The organism is candidate division WOR-3 bacterium (assembly GCA_039804025.1).
Classification (GTDB): Bacteria; Hydrothermota; Hydrothermia; order Hydrothermales; family JAJRUZ01; genus JBCNVI01.
This window is the reverse complement of sequence record JBDRZP010000005.1, coordinates 58584-77863: the sequence shown is the minus strand read 5'-3', so window position 1 is coordinate 77863 and position 19280 is coordinate 58584. Positions and strand designations below refer to the sequence as shown.

The following is a 19280-nucleotide window of genomic DNA, read 5'->3' as shown; positions in this document are numbered from 1 at the left end:
GTGTTAGATTTTGAAGGATTTTCTGAAAAATATAAAAAAATAAAAAATAAAAAAATTGGAATTTTAACCAATCACTCCTTCTGTAATAGAAACTTGGTAAATTTTTTAGATTTTCTCTTAGAGAAAAACTTTAATATAAAAGTTATCTTTTCACCAGAACACGGATTTTTTGGAACCTTTCAGATGGAGGAAAAAGTTAATGGTGATTCTTATAAGAATATACCTGTAAAAAGTCTTTACGGAGATAAGGTTGAACCAGATAAAAAGGATTTAGATGATATAGAAATTTTAATTATAGCAATTCCTGACAATGGTTCAAGGTATTATACATACAAATGGACAGCGTTGAAACTAATTGAAAAATTTGACAAAAAAATTATTATTTTTGATTACCCTAATCCTTTAAATGGAATATCTATTGAGGGACCTTTAATAGAAAAAAATTATAAATCTTTTGTTGGACTTTACCCTATACCTGTTAGATTCGGTTTAACAATAGGAGAACTTATTCTTTATATTAAAGGTGAATTTAAAATGGATAAAGATATTGAAATTTTTAAAATAAAAAAATGGAAAAGAAAGTTATTTTTTGATGAAATTTCTTTTCCCTTTATAACAATGTCACCAAATATGACAGATTTTGAAACTTCTCTTTTATATCCTGGAATGTGCCTTTTAGAAGGAACGAATATATCAGAGGGAAGAGGAACTGCAAAACCCTTTAAGATTTTTGGAGCAGATTTTATTGATCCTTTTAAATTGGTTAAAAAGTTAGAAAAAATAGATGGTGTTAGATTTAAACCAGTTTATTTCAGACCTATGTGGAATAAATATAAAGAAAAGATTTGTGGTGGATGTGAAATATACATAGAAAATAAAAGAAAACTAAAACCTTTTAAAATGGGACTTTTAATTATTAAAAGCATAATGGAACTTTACCCCGAAAAATTTGAGTTTAAAAACCCTCCTTATGAATTTGAAAAGGAAAAAAAACCCTTTGATATTCTTGTGGGGAATTCTTATGTAAGGGAAATGTTACAAAAAGGTGAAGAAATTGAAGAAATAGAAAAAAAATGGAAGAAAGATCTAAAGGAATTTGATGAAAAGAGGAGGAAATACTTTCTATATGATTGAAAGAGGGGTGGTTCTTTCAGCAGGTTATTCAAAAAGATTAAGACCTTTGAGTTTTTTTATTCCGAAACCACTTATAAAAATTAAAGGAAAACCCATTATTTTTCATATTTTTGATAATCTGAAAAATTTAGGTGTAAAAAAAATTTATGTTAACCTTTATTATAAAAAAGATAAAATAGAAAAAATTATTAAAAATTCAGAATATAAAGATATAATTTTTATTTTTAAGGAAAAGGAACTTATGGGAACTGGTGGTGGAGTAAAAAATTTTGAAAAATATATTGAAGGTGATTTTATATTACATAACTGTGATATTTATTATAATATTGATTTAAATGAACTTGTTGATTTCCACTTTAAAAATTCTAAAATTGGGACTTTACTTCTTACTTTTATGGAAACAAAAAGCGAAGTAATTTTAGAAGGAAATTTAGTAAGAGATATTAAAATTCATAAAAGAAAAAATAAATTTTTGACCTATGCGGGAATTTCAATTTTTAAAAAGGAAATTTTCAGATTTATACCTGAAGGTAAAAGTGATTTACTTGATGTTTTTTTTAAATTGATAAAATATAAGGAACTTGCGGGATTTAAAGTGAAAGAAGGTTTTATTTTTGACATAGGTAGTTTTAAAACTCTTTTTAATTTATATTTAAGGAATTATTAAAAAAATAAAGATTTTAAGCGGTGGTTCTGACAGAATTTTTTTGAGAATAAAAGAATTAAAAAATTCTGTTATTTTAAAGGATAGTGATGAAATTCAGTTTTTAAATTATATAAAGATAGGAAATTTTTTAAATAAAAAAATGCTTTCAGCCCCAAAAATTTATTTTTATGATTTAGAAAATAAAATTGCTATTATTGAAGACCTTGGAGAAAAATCTATTTTTAAAATTTATAAAAAAGAAACTTTCAATTTATATAAAAGAATAATTGATTTTTTAATAGAACTTCAGTTTAAGGCAAAAGAAGGTTTTTTAAATTTATCCTTAAAAAGAAAAAAAATTTTTGATTATGAATCTTTAAGATGGGAGACAGATTATTTTAAAAGGGAATTCCTGATAAATTTTTTAAAATTCAAAGAAGAGGAATTAAAGGAAATGGATAAGGATTTTGATAAACTTGCAAAAGAATGTAATAAAATGCCGAAGCTTTTTATGCACAGGGATTTTCAATCAACAAATATTTTTTTAAAACAAAATAAAATAAGAATAACTGATTTTCAAACTGCTCATATAGGACCTTTCACCTATGACCTTTCATCCCTTCTTGAAGATCCCTATGTAGAAATTAATGAAACTGTTAAGGAAAAACTTTTGTTTTATTATTACGATAGAATAAAAGATAGATTTAGAAAAATGAGCTTTGATGAATTTTATCATTATTACTTACTCACCTCATCTCAAAGATTAATGCAAGCACTTGCAGCCTATTCTTTTTTATCCATTAAAAAAAATAAAAAATGGTTTAAAAAATTTATTAAGCCTGCTATGGAAAGGTTAAAAAAATTAGGAAACAGAATATTGAAAAGAAATTTTATGAATCTTATAATTAGAATTTCTAATTTATGAAAATTAAAGATAACAAAAAATGGAAGAACAAATTAAAAGAAAGCTCAAACTTTTGCCTACTCCATCCTATATATATTTAAAGGATGGAATAATAGAAAATATTTCCTTTTTAAAGAATAAATTTTCTTCTTCAAATGCTGAAATATTTTTTGCTGTTAAGGCTAATACATCTCTGTCAATTTTAAAAATTATAAAGGAAATGGGGTTAGGGGCAGAGGTTGTTTCTCCTGGTGAAATTTTTATTTCCTTAAAAGCAGAATTTTCGGGAGATAAAATTCTTTATAACAATATAGCAAGAAAAGAAGAGGAAGTTTTATTTGCAATAAAAAGAGGAATAATTTATTTTAATTTTGAATCGATAGATCAGGCTTTATTACTTGAAAAGTGTGCAAAAAAAGAAAGAAAAAAGATAAAAGTTTTTGTTAGAATAAACCCAGGTATATTTCCGGATACTCACGAACACCTTTCTACAGGCTCCCCTTCAAGTAAATTTGGAATGCATTTTGATGAGATTAAGAATAATATTAAGATAATAAAGAATTTTAAGTACGCTCACCTTATAGGCATCCATTCTCATATAGGTTCACAAATTTTAAATCCCGAGCCCTTTATTGAAGCAACAAAAAAAGTTATTGAAACTTTGATTTATTTAAGAGAAAATGGATTCAAAATCACCCATGTAAATCTTGGAGGAGGTTTTGGTGTTCCCTATCATCCTGAGGATAAAAAACTTGACTTTGATCCAATAGTGGAGTGTTATAAAAATCTTAATAAAAATTATAATGTTAAAATATTTTTAGAACCAGGAAGATTTATCGTAGCTAATGCTGGTTTTATTCTTTCAAGAGTTATATCAATAAAAGAAAGAAAAGGTACTCCTCTTTATATAATTGATGCAGGAATGACAGAACTTATAAGACCTGCTTTATATGATGCCTATCATCATATAGAACCCCTTTTTAATTTTAAAGGCAGAAAAATAAAATCAAGGGTAGCAGGACCTTTATGTGAGAATACAGATGAATTTGGAGAATATGAATTACCTCAATTAAAGTTAGGTGATATAGTTCTGATTCATAACTGTGGAGCCTATACAAGGACAATGGCAATGGCTTATAATGGAAGATTTTTAGCGCCTGAATATCTCTTTGATGGAAAATTTAAATTAATAAGGAAAAAAGGTAAATTTGAAGATTTTATAAGAAATGAGAAATATTAAGGTAATTAAAATAGGTGGTTCTATATTAGAAAAACCGGAAGATTATTTAAGAATGGCAGAGAATATTATAAATAGTTATAAAAAATCAAAGATAATACTTGTTACCTCAGCAATGAAAGGGAAAACCGATTCTCTCTATGAAACCTTTAAAAGAGCAATCCCCTCACCTGATTTCTGGAATATGGAAAGATTTTTACCCTTAGGGGAGATAGAATCTTCAATTTTATTTGAATCTGCCTTTAATTTTTTAAATATAAGGGCAAAGACAATTCTTCCGTGGATGAGGGAATGGCCAATTTACATTTCAATTGAAACTAAAACTTCGCCTGAGGATAAGAGAAACTTTGATATCCTGAATTTAAGTAATATCAAAGTAAGGAAACATTTTTTACCTCTTTTTGAAAAATACAGGGTTTTAATTATTCCTGGTTTTGTAGCAAAAGATGGAAAAGGTAGAATTTTAACACTTGGAAGGGGAGGAAGTGATATATCAGGTGTTTTAATAGCAGAACTTTTAAATTTGAAGGAAGTTATATTTTTAAAGGATACAGGCGGTATATTAAGTGGAAATCCTTCAATTTTGAAAAGAACAAAAAGAATAAAAAAAATTTTTTCTGAGGAACTCGGTATTTTAAGTTCTTCAGGAGCAAAAGTTTTAAATCCCCTTGCCCTCAAATATACTGAAAATATAGAAAAAATGAAGGTTGTATCCCCTGAATTTAAAAAGGGAACAAAAGTTCTTTTCAGGGAAAAGATCAAAATATCTATGGAGGATGAAAATTTCTCAGTGCTCACTTTTGTAGGAAATAGATTACCAGAAACACCAGGTATCCTTTATGAGATTTCAAAAAAACTTTATGAAGAGAATATCTCCATATACTCAATAACTATATCAGATAATTTAATTTCCATATATCTTCTTGAAGAGGATTCTGAAAGGGGTTATCTTCTTCTTTCTACACTTCTCAAAAAGATCAAAAATTTAAAAATGCTTAATATTAAAAAGGGGATTAAAAAAATTCTAATAAGAAGTTTAAAATTTATAAATGAGCCAGGTGTAATAAAAAAAATTGTTACACCAATTTCAAAAGAGGGAATAAATATATGGGAAATATTAACACTCCATACTGACATAATGACTTTTATTGAGAAAAAAGATGCTTATAAAACTTTTGAAATTTTAAAAAGATTATTTGAAAGGAGTGAAAAATGAAATTTCCTGAAAGGATAAGGGGTGTTCCCCCTTATATATACGCTGAAATGGATGAAGCAATAAAAAGAGCAAAAGAAAAAGGTCTTGATATAATAAACATCGCTCATGGAGACCCTGATTTAGAGCCTCCTCATGAAGTAGTTGAAGAATTAAAAAAATCTCTTTCAGAAAAAGATTTTTACAAATATCCTTCTTACTGGGGATTAATAGATTTAAGAAAAAAAATTTCAGAATGGATGAAAAAAAGATTTAAAGTTTTTATGGATCCTGAAGAAGAGATAATGATTCTGATAGGAGGAAAGGAAGGTATAACCCATCTCTTTCTTGCTCTCTGTGAAAAGGGAGATTATGCTCTAATACCAGACCCAGCGTATCCTACATATAGAACCTCAGTATTATTTTCAGGGTCAATTCCCTATGAATTACCTCTTTTAAAGGAAAATGATTTTTTGCCTGATTTAAATTCTATTAAAAAAAGTATTTTAAATAAGACAAAGATTATTATTTTAAATTACCCTAACAATCCAACATCAAAAAGGGCTGATATAAAATTTTTTAGAGAACTTTTTGATTTTTGTAATAAATGGGGAATATATATAATTCACGACAATGCCTATTCAGAGATCTATGAAGACGAGGCTCCTCCTTCAATTTTTGAAGTTGATGGGGCAAAAGAGATAGCTGTTGAAATACATTCCTTTTCAAAAACATACAATATGCAGGGTTTTAGAATAGGATGGGCATGTGGTTCAAAGGAAATTCTAAAAGCACTGTCAATTATTAAAACAAATACAGATTCTGGTGTTTTTATACCCATTCAAAAAGCTGCGATTAAGGCAATTGAATTATACGATTCTTTTACTCCTCAATTAAGAAAAATATATAAAGAAAGAAGAAAAATTATAAAGGAATATTTAGAAAAAATAGGGTGGCGTTACTATAACTCTGACTCAACAATTTATGTATGGGCTGAAATGAATTCAAAGGAAAAGGATTCAATGAAAATAGTTTCTGATTTGATAGATAAAAAAGGAGTGATGATAGGTCCTGGGTCAGGTTATGGGAAATATGGTGAATCCTATTTAAGATTTTCTCTAACACAAACAGAAAATAGGATAAAAGAAGGTATGGAAAAATTTATTGAATATTTAGAGGAAAATATTTAAAAAGATTCAGGTAAGTTTGAAAATTATCTCAGGGAATTTTTACAATTTTTAAGCTTTCCTTTTTTCCTTTAATTTTCAAAAAATATACACCACTTTTAATTTCAGAAATTAAAAGATTAATTCTTTTTGTTTCAGTACCCGGAAGTATATTAAAGTCTTTTACCTTTTGACCAAGAACATTATAAACTGGTAAATTAAGATTGCCTTTATTGGAATTAGATCCCAAATTTAGTGTAATACCATCTTTTGCAATGTTAGAAATAATCCTAAAATTCTGTTCTGTTAAACTATTTTTTTCTTCAATTTCAGTAGTATAAAATTGATAAATCCCTAATCCATACCAATCAGTGGCAACATAAATATAGGAGTTTAAAGCAAAAACATCCCAGGCATCATCAGGTGTAGTGTGAAAACCAACTTCATATGGATTTGATGGATCACTTACATTCAAAACCCTAATACCACTCCAGCGATCTGCTACATAAGCAAAAGTATCTTCAACATAAACAGACACAGCAAATCCGGGTGTATCATAGTATCCAACTTCATAGGGATTTGAGGGGTTAGAAATATTAACTATACGAATACCAAAATCACCATCAGCAACATAAGCATAATTTCCTGAAACATAAACATTTAATGCAAAACCAGGCGTATCATAATATCCGACTTCTGAAGGAGAACCAGGATAATATACATATACAATCCGTAATCCCGAAAGACCGTCTGCTACATAGGCATAGAAGGAGTTTCCACAGATTTCATTTGCATAAGAAGGCATGGATAAATAACCCCTTTCAAACGGGCTGAAAGGGTCCTGCACATCAACTATTCTGAGTCCTCCGTCCTGATCAGCAACATATGCGTAATTTCCTGATTTATAAACACCAGAGGCGGAACCAGGGGTATTACAGACTCCGGTCTCGTAAGGGAAATTGATATCAATAACTCTTACGGCTGAACCATCTGCAATATAGGCATAAGGGTAATAAGCACCGGAGACAAAAACACCCATGGCAGAACCAGGAGTATCGTAATAACCTTTTCGGCGTGGATTTACTGGATTTGAAATATCTATTATTTGAAGACCAGAATTTAAATCCGCCACATAAGCATTGGAACCTGAAACAAATACACCAAATGCCTTATCCGGTGTATCAAAAAAACCTATCTCATATGGGTTTAAGGGATCAGAAATATCAACAATTCGTAATCCAGAATTATTTGCTGCAATATAGGCAAAATTTCCTGAAATAAAAACATCCAATGCCCAGTCAGGAGTAGAACAATTACTGACTTCATAAGGATTTGAAGAATTTGAAACATCTATAACACGTAACCCACCAGATGCATCTGCCACATATGCATATGAACCTGAAACGAACACTCCATTAGCAGAACCCGGTGTGACATACTTACCTACAACATATGGACTTGAAGGATTTGAAATATTAACAATACATAGACCTGAATCGCCTACAGCCATATAGGCATAGGAACCGGAAACATAAACACTTGGTGTCGCTGCAGGATACGGCATACCACAGGAACCCACTTCATAAGGGGATGATGGATTAGAAACATCAATAATCCTTAGTGCTGTCATGTCAGCAAGGTAAGCATAATTTCCCACAACATATACATCTTCCACCCAGCCAGGTGTATCATAATAACCTACCTCAACACCCCCCTGAAGGATACAGAGCCCCCGATCCAAATCTGCAACATAGATAAAGTTACCCGCAACAAACAAATCCACAGCACTACTACCAATTATGTCATAAGAGTATTTTTCATCTGGTAAAACTTTCACAACACGGAGACCGTCATTACCATCCGCAATATATGCATAATTACCTGAAACATAAACATCACCAGCACTATTTGGTGTATAAATGTTACTGGCTATAAAAGGATTGTAAGGGTCTGACACATCTATAATTGGAAGATCAGCAACATCTGCAACATAGGCATAAGGAAAAGATAAAAATACACCAACAGCCCATTGAGGTGTATCACAGAAACCTATTAATCTAACATTTAAGGAATCAGAGAAGATTAAGGGAATAGTAAAAAAAGTAAAAAATAAGAATTTTTTCAAAAAATTTTTTTTCTTTCCTGAAGCTTGTTTTAATAAGTGTTTTTCTTCTTTTATTTCAGGTTCAGACCTGTAAGGAGTAAAAAACTTAACTCCTCTCATTGTATTTACCACTCCAAATGATTTTATCATTATAACCTCCTTAGGGAAAAAAATTTTATTAGGAATTGGACCCAAAAACTAATTATAATTAAAAAAAACAAAATTTAAAATTAAATGTAGAATACCATAACAATATTGAATTTTTCTGGCTCAATAAGATTAAAAGGAATGCCTAAGACAAAATGTTCTTAATTTTTCTTTTTCCATAAATATACCGCAAACCTTTTTAACTCCAAAAGCATCTCTGTTGCTTCGCTGTATATTTTTCAAAAAATTTGATAATGAATTTTTGCGAACCCTAAAGGGTAAGGCTACCATAAAATTATAGAATATGAGAATAAATGTTAAAAATTTTCAAAAAAATGGTAATTTTTACCTTTTCCCATTATCTAATATCTCTTTAAAATTTTTCATTAAATGTCAAAAAAAACAATTATACCTTTACTATCTTTTATTCTAATTCATAAATTTTCATAAAATAATAAGGTGAAAGATAAAAAAAGGTTTTTATTCCTTGACCTTTTAAGAGGTATCGCTGTTATTGAAATGATTAACGGACATTCCCTTGATGCCCTGCTTTCAATTTCCCAGAAATCATCCCTCTTTTACCAGACCTGGATGCATGTTAGAGGATACACTGCTCCCCTTTTTCTTTTTGCTTCAGGAATAAGCTTTGCTTTATCAACAATAGATAGAAAAGAATACCTTGTTTTTTCTGAAAAATTATTTACAAGAATAAGAAGAATACTTTTTATTATTTTACTTGGTTATACCCTTCATCTTCCCTATTTTTCCTTAAGAAAAATATTATTATATTCAAAATTTAATGATTGGAATAATTTCTTTAATGTTGATATCCTTCAATGTATAGGAGTAAGCCTATTAATACTTCAATTTTTTTATTTTATTACCAAAAAGGAGAAATTTTTTTTAATTACAAACTTTTTTTTAATTTTTATTTTTTCAATTTTAAGTTTCTTTATTAATAAAGGATTTGAACCTGATTTACCCCTCTTCTTCTATAAGTATTTTAAAAATTCAAACTTTCCCTTAACACCCTTTTCCATATACCTTTTTTCAGGTGTTTTTCTCGGATATTTAGTGATAAAAAAGGAAAATAAAAATTTTTATTTTATAATTTTTGCATTAATAAATTTTTTAATATACCTTTTATTAAAACCTTTTACAAATTTTGTCGCCTCTATTTATTTTAAAATCTTTAATTTAACTCTTTTATCCTTAATTTTATATCAATTAGAAAATAAAGAAAATAAATTCTTGAATATTATAAAAATCCTCGGAATGGAATCACTCCTTGTATATTATTCACATCTATTAGTTGTTTATGGTTCTGCTTTCAATAAAACTTCTTTAAAATCACTTTTTTCAGGCTCTTTAAGTTTTTTTGAAATCTATCTAATAATTTTTACTCTTATATTCCTTTTTACCTTTATATCACTTTTCTGGAATTATCTTAAAAGAGAAAAGAAAAATTTATCAAATGTGATTAAATATTCAATTTACTTTTATTTTCTTTTTAACTTGCTTTTAAGACCATACTAAAATTAAAATATATTCACCAAATGTATTTTCTTTATTTATTTTTATTTTTTCCGGTTTTTTTGCTATTTGCAATTTTTGGGGCATATAGACTTTGGCTTTTACTTCTTTACAGAAATTCAGAAAAAGTAAAATTGCCCCAGAAGGAAATTAAGGAATTTCCCTTTACTACAATTCAGATACCAATTTATAATGAGTTTAATGTAGTGGAAAGAATAGTGGAGAGTGCTGTAAAAATTGATTATCCAAAGGAAAAATTCGAAATTCAAATACTTGATGATTCAACTGATGAAACAAAGGAACTTGTTGATAGACTTGTTGAAATTAAGAGAAAAGAAGGATTTAATATCTACGCAATAAGAAGAGATAATAGAAAGGGATTCAAAGCAGGAGCACTTAAAAATGGACTTAAATATGCAAAAGGAGAGTTTGTGGCAATATTTGATGCTGATTTTATAATACCCGCTGATTTTTTAAAAAGAACCCTTCCCTATTTTGAAGATCCAAAAGTAGCTTTCGTTCAGGCAAAATGGGATTATATAAATGAAAATGAAAACTTACTTACAAGAATTCAGGCAATGCTTTTAAGAAATCACTTCTGGCTTGAGCAGGAGGCAAAGTTTAAAAGTGGTTTCTTCTTTAATTTTAACGGAACTGCTGGAATATGGAGAAAATCTGCTATAATTGAAGCAGGTAACTGGCATGAAGATACCCTTGCAGAAGACCTTGATTTATCAATAAGAAGTCACCTTAAAGGATTCAAGGGGATTTTTTTAGATGATCTTTTAGTTTCTTCTGAATTACCCACAGATTTTAATGCTTTTTTAATTCAGCAAAAAAGGTGGACAAAAGGAACTTTTCAGGTCGGTCTGAAGCTATGGAAGAGCATTTTGAAATCAAATTTAGATAGAGAGGATAAACTTAATATTTTAATCCATACCCTTTCACCTTTCCTTTACCTTTTAAATGTAATCTACTTTGTTATTATTTGGCCTTTATCAAGATATTCACATATACTCTTTGGACTTCTTGTTCTTTTTCTTGGTATGGTAAATTTATATAACATATGGACAATAGATAAAAAAGTAAGAAAAGATTACTTATATGAGTGGAGACTTAAAGATATGTTTTATTTGATAATAGTTTTTACTTCTTTCTGTTTTGAAGGAACAAAAGCTGTTCTTGAAGCAATTTTCAAAAAGGATTTTATTTTTGAAAGAACTCCCAAAAAGGGAAATGGGACAAGAAAAGCTTACTCTGTAAAATATGAGATAGGTATATCAGAAATTTTAAAAATTTTCTATTCCTTTATTTCCATTTTTTTAGCTTTCAAACTGAAAATCTGGGGTGCAATACCATGGCTTTTCCTCTTTTCTTTAAGTAGCCTTTATTACTTTGTAAAACATATTAATATTGTGAGTACAAATGTAGCAATAGAAAAAAGCGTTCTTACAAAAAGATAGTATATTTGAAAAATTTATCATTAAATATTTATAATAGTAAAAAGCAAAAATGAAAAAGTATCTCCTAAAATTTGAAAGGTTTTTTAATTTTTTTGAAAAATACAACATAAATTTCACAATCTTCGGCGATACAGCCACATATATGTGGGGGGTTAGAAAAAAAATAAGATATATAGACTTAATAATTGATTTTGAAGATAAGAACCTTGAAAGATTTATAAAATTAATGCAGAATATGGGGATGAAAATAAAAGGAAATATAAAATACAAATTTTTATATGAGTATTTAAAAAACAAAGAAAGTTTTCAAGAGGAATTTTTAATTTTTTATCACAGGAGAATTTTTCCATGGAGAATTAAACTGCACTTAAAAGAAAATATAAAGGATTATAAGATTGTAGAAAAAAAACTTGGTGAAACAAAAGTTTATGTTATATCCTTAGAAGACCTTATTAATTTAAAGAAAAGAAAAATAAATTTAAAAACATTACAGGACCTTCATTTTATGAAAAATGTGCTTTCCAATACCCTTGAAAAAGTCCCTTAAGTTTTAACTAACTTACCTTCCGGCCAAAAGCCCGAAAGTTATTTCAACTCCTGAATCAGGACCATTATTTAAAATAAAAAGGTATTTTGCATCTATAATAAATTGAATATCATAAGTGTGAAAAAGAATAAAACCCCCACCTATTCCAAGAGCAGGTCCATTTCCTCCAGCAATTTTGCGACCACTACCATCATAATACCAGTATCCGTTTTCATAAATATCAGGCATAAAATAGTAACCAGGCACAAATTCATAAAATAGAGCATTATCTCCGGTTGAAGTATAAAACCTTACAGGAAATTCAAATCCAAAACCTCTTGAAAAAACAGCATATTCAAGGGAAACTGATGTCTTTTTTACTTCATAATGAAATCCAAGAATAAATCTTGATAGATTCAAAGGAACATCCCTATTTTCATCATAATATCCTGTTAAAGGGAAAATTGAACCTACCCTTGCAGTTAAATATCTCCTTGTAAGTCTCTTTCTTGGTTCTTTTTCAGCTTCATAACCTGTAATTGTTTCTGTTGTAACGACTTTTTCAATGCTTTTTCCTTCATATACAGATTTTGCCATTCTCTCAACAATAATATTTAAATCTGATTCCCTGTCAGCAATATCTCTCTGATTGTAAACAAATTTACCTTCCTTTGAATTAAAAACTTTAACCCTTAAGAGGTATTTTTCACCGAGTCTATCAAGATAAACAAATACCATATTTTCCAAATCGTATTCTTCCGAGTATTTCTTTAAACAAATGTCACTTTCACATTCTTTTACTTTAAGAAGAAGCTCTTGAGCCTTATTCCTTTCAAGAACACTTCCATAAGAGGAAAGTTCCTCCTCCATATAATCAATAACAATTCTATAAACAGTGGAATCAACATTCCTTGATTCATAAGGTAAAACTGCATAGGCATACTTATTTATAAAGAAAAATACTATTAAATTCATATTAACCTCCTTTTTTATATTTTATACTCTCCACAAATAATAAGTCAATTAAATATAGAATACCATAACAATGTTGAATTTTTCTGGCTCAATAAGATTAAAAAAAAATACCTAAGACAAAATGTTCTTAATTTTTCTTTTTCCATAAATATACCGCAAAACTTTTTAACTCCAAAAGCATCTCTGTTGCCTCGCTGTATATTTTTCAAAAAATTTGATAGTGAATTTTTGCGCACCCTAAAGGGTGCGGCTACCATAAAATTATAGAATATGGTAATAAATGTTAAAAATTTTCAAAAAAAATGGTAGACGCAGGCTTTAGCCTGCGAATTTTTACCTTTTCCCATTATCTAATATCTCTTTAAAATTTTTCATCAATTGGCTTTAAGAGTAAAATCATTTTATAAGAATTTATTAAAAGACACAATCTCCTCTAAACTTTTCCTTGATTTAAGTTTAACCTTTATAACATCTTCCTCCTTATATATATCATCTGGATAACCAACTGCAATTAAAAGAGGAACCTTATATCTATTCGGTATATTCAGTAACTTTTTTATACCCCTTTCATTAAAGTATCCAATGAAACATGTCCCTAAACCGAGTTCCTGAGCCTGCAATACAAAATGCTCACTCGATATTCCTATATCAATAAGATAATACTGGGTTCCAGTAATTCTTGCTCCTAACCTTGCTATAAATTTCTCTTTGTCAGCTACCACAACAACTATACATGGAACCTCAAATAAAAATTTATTTATTACACCGTATATTCCCTTTGTAGCAATTTCTGCTATTTCTTTAATTAATTTCTCATCATCCACAACAACAAATCTCCAGGGTTGAGAATTACAGGCAGATGGAGCAAGTCTCGCAGCATCAATACACTTTAAAATTTTCTCCCTATCCACACTTTTATCTTTAAATTTCCTGCAACTGAATCTATTCAAAACCAATTCATAAAATTCCATATTTTATTTTAAAATAAAATGGTAACAAAAAGTTTTAAAAAAACGTTTACCTTATATAAAAGGGAGGCAAAAATGGAAATCTTTTTAATAATTTTTAATTTAAATGCCCTGTTTTTTGATAAGGGAATAAAATTTGATGGCGAAGTTGATTCAATATGGAAAGTATCCGACTCAATTATGGTTGATAAAATGTTCTATCCCTTTTACGATTCTACATCTACATATAAAACAACTGTTAAATCAATTTACGATGAAAATAACCTTTATTTTCTTATAAAGATAAACTATAAAGAAGAAAAACCAAGAAAAGAACTTTCAGGTAAAAATGATAAAATAAGTATTTATATTGACCCTCTTTTATCAAAGGTTAATGCTTACTATTTTGCTATATACCTTGATGGTAAAAGACAGGATGGTATAGTAACACAGGATGGAAGAAGCTTTGACGACTCATGGGATTCAGTCTGGGAAAATGTAAGTAAAATTATAAAAAATGAAAAGGGAGAATATATCTATATTTCTGAAATAAAAATTCCATTTAAAACAATTAATTTTTCAAAGGATAAAAATGAATGGGGATTTCAGGTTAAAACAGAATTTTATAAAACAAAGGAAGTAAATTATTACATTTTACCTGACCAGAAAGAAGATTTAAGAGCTTCAAAATTTGGTCTTTTAAAAAATATTAACCCACCTCTTAAAGGTTATGGAATTGAATTCTACCCTGTTTGTCTTTTTAGAAATGATTACTATCATAGAAGAGATGAGAATTTAAAAGGAGAATTTCACCCATGGATAGGAACAGATATTTTATATAGAAAAGAAAATCATACTTTAAATTTAGCAGTTTTACCTGACTTTGCAGAAATTGAATCAGATCCATTCACAATGTCTTTCAGTAAATATGAAATCTATTATCCTGAAAGAAGACCATTTTTTATTGAGGGAAAAAACATTTTTGAACCCTCAGGATCCGGACACTGGGGATTCTATTCACCTGCAAAAATATTCTATTCAAGAAGAATAGGAAGAAAGATGCTTGATGGAACAGGTGAAGTTCCAATATTGAGCGGTCTTAAATATACATTTAAATCAAATATTTATGAAACAGGAATATTAAGTGTTTTAACAGGAAGAAAAAATGGAGACTTTGATACTTCATATCAAACACTCTGGAATGTTTTAAGACTTAAAAGATATTTTTTAGTCAATTCCGAATCAGGATTTTTGATTACTTACATGAAAAATCTTGAAAAAAATGAATACTACTTAGGAGGTGATATTGATGGAGCAATAAGATGGCAGAGAAATCAGTTAGCCTACCAGGCCACCTCTACTTTAAAAGGAAAAGGAAGGATAGGTTTCTTACTCAATTCAGGAGGAAATATCTTCATTAAGGAAAACTATGTTTTAATTTTAAGTGGAAAATATGTTAATAATTACATTGATATAAGCGAAATGGGGTACCAGAATTTTTATCCCGGTGACAGGAGTTTTCTTTTTGGACCAGTTTATTTAAAATTTAATAAAAGAGGCATAATTTCTAATTATTTTCTCTCAGCAGCTTACCTTTATCTGAAAGAAGGTATAGAAAGGGGAAGTTCTAATCTATTTTTTATCGAAAATAATATCGGTTTAAGAAATCCAAATACTTGGATTTATTTAAGCTTAGGAACAGGAAAAGCCTTTGAAAAAGATACAGAATTCATATACAAATCACTTGGGTTCAATATAAATTTCAATTTTACACAGATAACCTTTTATTTTGGAGCAAATTATAACTATGACTGGAATTATATAAGAAACTATCTTGCCTATACATTAACACCCTATTTTGGATTTGAACTTCCAGCAACAAGAAGATTTAATTTTTCAATTGAAACAAACGGATGGACTGAATTTGATGAAAGAAATTCCTATATTCAAACCTTAACAAGTAACAAAATTTATTTAACTTATAACTTTACACCCTTTATGAATGTAACATTTTATCTCAATCCTGCTTTATTATTTGAAAAGGAAAAAACTAAACTTACCTATTTGAGAACTTCAATTTACTACACTTATGAGGTAAAACCAAAATCAAAGATCTTTTTGGTTTATAACCATTCCTTTAACTATGAGAATCAAAAATTCTCAAATCTGGAAAGAATAGGAGGTGTAAAGGTAAAATGGATTTTCCTATTTTAATAGAAAAACATTACCTATTCTTACATTCTTAAGTCCCTTCCCTTTCGCTATTTCATAAAATCTTTCCGCCTCCCTCTTATAATTCTGCCTTACATCATTCATTTCAAAATGTGGGGCAAAAGCAAGTAAAGCATAGGGAATTTCTGGATTAAGTTTTGATATAAACTCTGCAATTTTTGAAATTTCATACTCATCCAGATAACCGGGGACCATAAGAGTTGATACACATAAATGTTTTGAAGAAAACTCTTTAAGATAATTTACTGAAAACTCAAAATTTTCAAAAACTTTTCTACCATCACTTCCTGTTAAAGCAAAATAAACTTCAGGTGAAAAAGCTTTAATATCAAACTTTAAAATTCCTCCACTTTCCTTAACAACATCTAAAACCCTTTTGAGTATTTTTCTGTTCCACATTCCATTAGATTCGAAACAAATAACTTTTCCCATTTTAATAGCTTCCTCAGCAACCTTTAAAGAATGAATACCTTGCGTTGTCGGATCACCACCAAAGAAACAAATACAGTAAACATCAGGGTTTAAAGCCTTCACAAGTTCAACATAAGAAGAAGGTTTCTCTTTCCATGGCTTTGTAAATCTAAAATGATAATTCTGACAAAATAAACAATTTAAGGAACAGGTTTCATAAAATACCGCTAAATTATATTTACCATAAGCCTTATGCCCTGAACAAACAAAGTCAGCAACACAGTTTGTAGGAAGCGGGTCATAATAAAATTTAAAAAAACCTTCATCATGTTTACAGAAATTCAAAATTTTTTTATTCTTAACCATTCTCAAACCACAGAATCCCTTCTCCCCCTCACCCAGAATACATTCCCTCGCACATAAAAAGCACTTGATACCTACCTTTTTATCAGGAAAAGAAAGTTCATATTTTTCCCTTGATTTTTTATGAATAGAAATTAATTTATCCTTTACATTTTCAAAATTAATAATTAAACATTTTTTACATATTCTTAAAATTAAAGGAATGTAATCAAAATTTTTTTTACATATCTCACATCTCATAATAATCTTTCAGCCTCTTCTATATCTTCCATTCTATCAACTGGCACAGTATCTCTTTCTGCAAAAATGCAATAAATGGGAATTCCATTTTCAAGTAACCTTAGCTGCTCAAGCTTCTCTATACTTTCAAGATAACTTTCCTTTAAATTAACAAATTTTTCTAATATATCCTTCCTGTAAATATAAACTCCTATATGCTTTAAATAAAAGGGAGGTTTAAAATCCCTTCCATAAGGAATTTTTGACCTTGAAAAATAAAGTGCCTTACCTTCCCTATCAATTACAACTTTAACTGTATCAGGGCTTTCAATACTTTCATTTGTTTTATAAATAAGTGTTGCTGAAGGATAATTATTTTTTACCGCCTTTTCTATCAACCTTACAAGGTCCTTTTCATAAATTGTAGGTTCATCTCCCTGTAAATTCATTATATAATCATAATCCATATTCTTTGTTGCATGATATATTCTATCTGTTCCTGAAGGAATTGAAGAATCTGTCATAATAACTTTTGCATTGAATTTTTCACAAACTTTTTGTATCCTTTCATCATCAGTTGCTATAATTATCTCAATAAAGTCAAAAGAATTTTTAAGAATTTCTTTTACCTTTTTTGCTTTTTCATAAACCCATTCAATCATCGGTTTTCCTTTTATAAGTGCAAGAGGTTTTCCAGGAAACCTTTTTGAAGAATATCTTGAGGGTATCGCAATTACAAGCTTCATTCAGAGATTAACATAGGAACCATCGTGACATGCAAAGCATATCTCGTTACCAAGAACTTTTTTTAAACCTTCAAGTGTCATATATGTTAAAGTATCTACACCTATTTCCCTACCTACTTCTTCTACACTCTTAAAGGAAGCGATCAGTTCTTCTCTTGTAGGAGTATCAATTCCATAAAAACAGGAATATCTTATGGGTGGAAATGTAATGGCAAGGTGAATTTCTTTTGCTCCCTTTTCCCTCAATAATTTAACCATCTTACTGGATGTTGTTCCCCTAACAATGCTATCATCAATCAAAATAATCTTTTTATTTCTAACATTTTTTTCAATTGGTGTTAAGGTATAGAAGACCTCTCTTCTTCTTATTTCCTCAGAAGGTTTTATAAAATTCCTTCCCCCGTATCTATGTTTTTCAAGAACATCCACAAGGGGAATTTCTATACCCTTTTCTTTCAATCTTTTAAAAAATCCCTCAGCTGCTGCCCTTGATGTTTCAGGAACAGGAGAAATTATTGTATCCTTAAAATCAAAATTCTTGTGAGATTCAAGAAATAAATCACATAAAACCTTTCCAAGTTCTTCCCTGTATTCAAAAATCTGTTTACCTTTATATTTTGAGGTTGTTCTTGAAAAATAAACAATCTCAAAGGAACAGAATTTATTTTCTTTTTCAATAAGTTCATATTTTTTTATATTTAAATCTTTATCAATCAATAAAAGATTCCCCCTTTCAAGTTCAAAAAATTCATTAAATCCAAGTTTTTCAAGAACAATTGTCTCAGAAGTAATAGCTATTCTATTTTCATCATAGGAATAAAAAAGTGGTCTTATGCCGTAGGGGTCCCTTAAGGCAAATAAATATTTATCTTTAAAAATTCCAAGAAGAGAATAACCACCCTTTAAATTTTTTAAAGAGCTTTCTGAAAATTTTAAAATATCTTTTTCCTTTTTAAATATTGAAAAAAAAGCAATAATATCTATTCCTGATTCAAAACCTGGGGTTCCAAATTTTTCAATAATTTCAGGAACATTATAAATATGGCCATTATGAACCATAGCAAGGGATTCATATTCAATTGGCTGAGCTTCTTCTTTTGTTTTTGTAGTTGGATACCTTGTCTGCCCTATAAAACCCCTTCCCTCTATACTCTTTATAACTTCCCTCCTAAAAACTTGGTCAACTGAACCTTGCCCCTTTATTAAATTCCCTTCAAAAGTATATATACCTGCTGCATCCTGACCTCTGTGCTGAAGCATTTCAAGGGAAATATAAGCAACTTCACCTAAATCCTTTCTCTCTCTTTTTTCTAAATAACCTATTATTCCACACAT

Annotated in this window: 16 protein-coding genes; 10 read left to right on the top strand and 6 right to left on the bottom strand. The window is 29.0% G+C overall.

From position 1 onward, the window contains the following. The 6 genes from ABIN73_03060 to ABIN73_03035 are packed head-to-tail and all read left to right on the top strand — an operon-like array spanning position 1 to position 6303. Positions 1–1134 (top strand): DUF1343 domain-containing protein, encoded by a 1134-nt coding sequence (locus ABIN73_03060; GenBank protein ID MEO0268701.1) that lies wholly within the window; start codon positions 1–3, stop codon positions 1132–1134. Beyond that, positions 1127–1801: a nucleotidyltransferase family protein gene (locus ABIN73_03055; GenBank protein ID MEO0268700.1), complete on the top strand. Its 675-nt coding sequence runs from the start codon at positions 1127–1129 to the stop codon at positions 1799–1801. Before ABIN73_03060 ends, ABIN73_03055 begins: the two co-directional genes overlap by 8 nt. Beyond that, a complete protein-coding gene (locus tag ABIN73_03050) occupies positions 1794–2705 on the top strand; it encodes a phosphotransferase (protein MEO0268699.1) in 912 nt (303 codons plus the stop codon). Before ABIN73_03055 ends, ABIN73_03050 begins: the two co-directional genes overlap by 8 nt. 19 nt (positions 2706–2724) lie before the next feature. Further along, on the top strand, positions 2725–3924 hold the full coding sequence (lysA, locus tag ABIN73_03045) for a diaminopimelate decarboxylase (GenBank protein ID MEO0268698.1): 1200 nt from the start codon (positions 2725–2727) through the stop codon (positions 3922–3924). Next, the gene (locus ABIN73_03040; GenBank protein MEO0268697.1) at positions 3911–5137 is read left to right on the top strand and encodes an ACT domain-containing protein; all 1227 of its coding nucleotides are present in this window, start codon (positions 3911–3913) and stop codon (positions 5135–5137) included. Before lysA ends, ABIN73_03040 begins: the two co-directional genes overlap by 14 nt. Further along, complete coding sequence (locus ABIN73_03035; GenBank protein ID MEO0268696.1) at positions 5134–6303, top strand: aminotransferase class I/II-fold pyridoxal phosphate-dependent enzyme; 1170 nt, start codon at positions 5134–5136, stop codon at positions 6301–6303. Before ABIN73_03040 ends, ABIN73_03035 begins: the two co-directional genes overlap by 4 nt. A gap of 28 nt (positions 6304–6331) precedes the next feature. Here ABIN73_03035 and ABIN73_03030 read toward each other — a convergent pair whose 3' ends face one another. Next, complete coding sequence (locus ABIN73_03030; GenBank protein MEO0268695.1) at positions 6332–8533, bottom strand: T9SS type A sorting domain-containing protein; 2202 nt, start codon at positions 8531–8533, stop codon at positions 6332–6334. Positions 8534–8989: 456 nt separating this feature from the next. Between ABIN73_03030 and ABIN73_03025 the strand changes: the two genes are divergently transcribed. Genes ABIN73_03025 through ABIN73_03015 form a run of 3 tightly spaced genes read left to right on the top strand, consistent with a single transcriptional unit; the run spans position 8990 to position 12073 of the window. Then, entirely contained in the window at positions 8990–10066 is a 1077-nt protein-coding gene (locus ABIN73_03025; GenBank protein ID MEO0268694.1) for a heparan-alpha-glucosaminide N-acetyltransferase domain-containing protein, read from the top strand. A gap of 20 nt (positions 10067–10086) precedes the next feature. Next, positions 10087–11526: a glycosyltransferase gene (locus tag ABIN73_03020; protein MEO0268693.1), complete on the top strand. Its 1440-nt coding sequence runs from the start codon at positions 10087–10089 to the stop codon at positions 11524–11526. Positions 11527–11575: 49 nt separating this feature from the next. Continuing rightward, positions 11576–12073 carry a hypothetical protein gene (locus tag ABIN73_03015; GenBank protein ID MEO0268692.1) on the top strand — a complete coding sequence of 166 codons (498 nt, stop codon included), beginning with the start codon at positions 11576–11578 and terminating at the stop codon, positions 12071–12073. Positions 12074–12085: 12 nt separating this feature from the next. Here the strand turns inward: ABIN73_03015 and ABIN73_03010 are convergent, their stop codons facing one another. Then, the gene (locus ABIN73_03010; GenBank protein MEO0268691.1) at positions 12086–13027 is read right to left on the bottom strand and encodes a hypothetical protein; all 942 of its coding nucleotides are present in this window, start codon (positions 13025–13027) and stop codon (positions 12086–12088) included. Positions 13028–13428: 401 nt separating this feature from the next. Next, positions 13429–13998 carry a nitroreductase family protein gene (locus ABIN73_03005; protein ID MEO0268690.1) on the bottom strand — a complete coding sequence of 190 codons (570 nt, stop codon included), beginning with the start codon at positions 13996–13998 and terminating at the stop codon, positions 13429–13431. Between the two features lie 72 nt (positions 13999–14070). Here ABIN73_03005 and ABIN73_03000 point away from each other — a divergent pair, with 72 nt between their 5' ends. Then, the gene (locus ABIN73_03000) at positions 14071–16188 is read left to right on the top strand and encodes a sugar-binding protein (GenBank protein ID MEO0268689.1); all 2118 of its coding nucleotides are present in this window, start codon (positions 14071–14073) and stop codon (positions 16186–16188) included. Here the strand turns inward: ABIN73_03000 and ABIN73_02995 are convergent. From ABIN73_02995 to ABIN73_02985, 3 genes are read right to left on the bottom strand one after another with little or no spacing between them, the layout of a single operon-like run. Further along, positions 16180–17220 carry a radical SAM protein gene (locus tag ABIN73_02995; protein ID MEO0268688.1) on the bottom strand — a complete coding sequence of 347 codons (1041 nt, stop codon included), beginning with the start codon at positions 17218–17220 and terminating at the stop codon, positions 16180–16182. The two genes, ABIN73_03000 and ABIN73_02995, sit on opposite strands and share 9 nt — an antisense overlap. Next, positions 17217–17945 carry a 3-deoxy-manno-octulosonate cytidylyltransferase gene (gene kdsB, locus ABIN73_02990; protein MEO0268687.1) on the bottom strand — a complete coding sequence of 243 codons (729 nt, stop codon included), beginning with the start codon at positions 17943–17945 and terminating at the stop codon, positions 17217–17219. The genes ABIN73_02995 and kdsB overlap by 4 nt, the downstream gene beginning before the upstream one ends. Further along, a complete protein-coding gene (locus ABIN73_02985) occupies positions 17946–19280 on the bottom strand; it encodes an amidophosphoribosyltransferase (protein MEO0268686.1) in 1335 nt (444 codons plus the stop codon).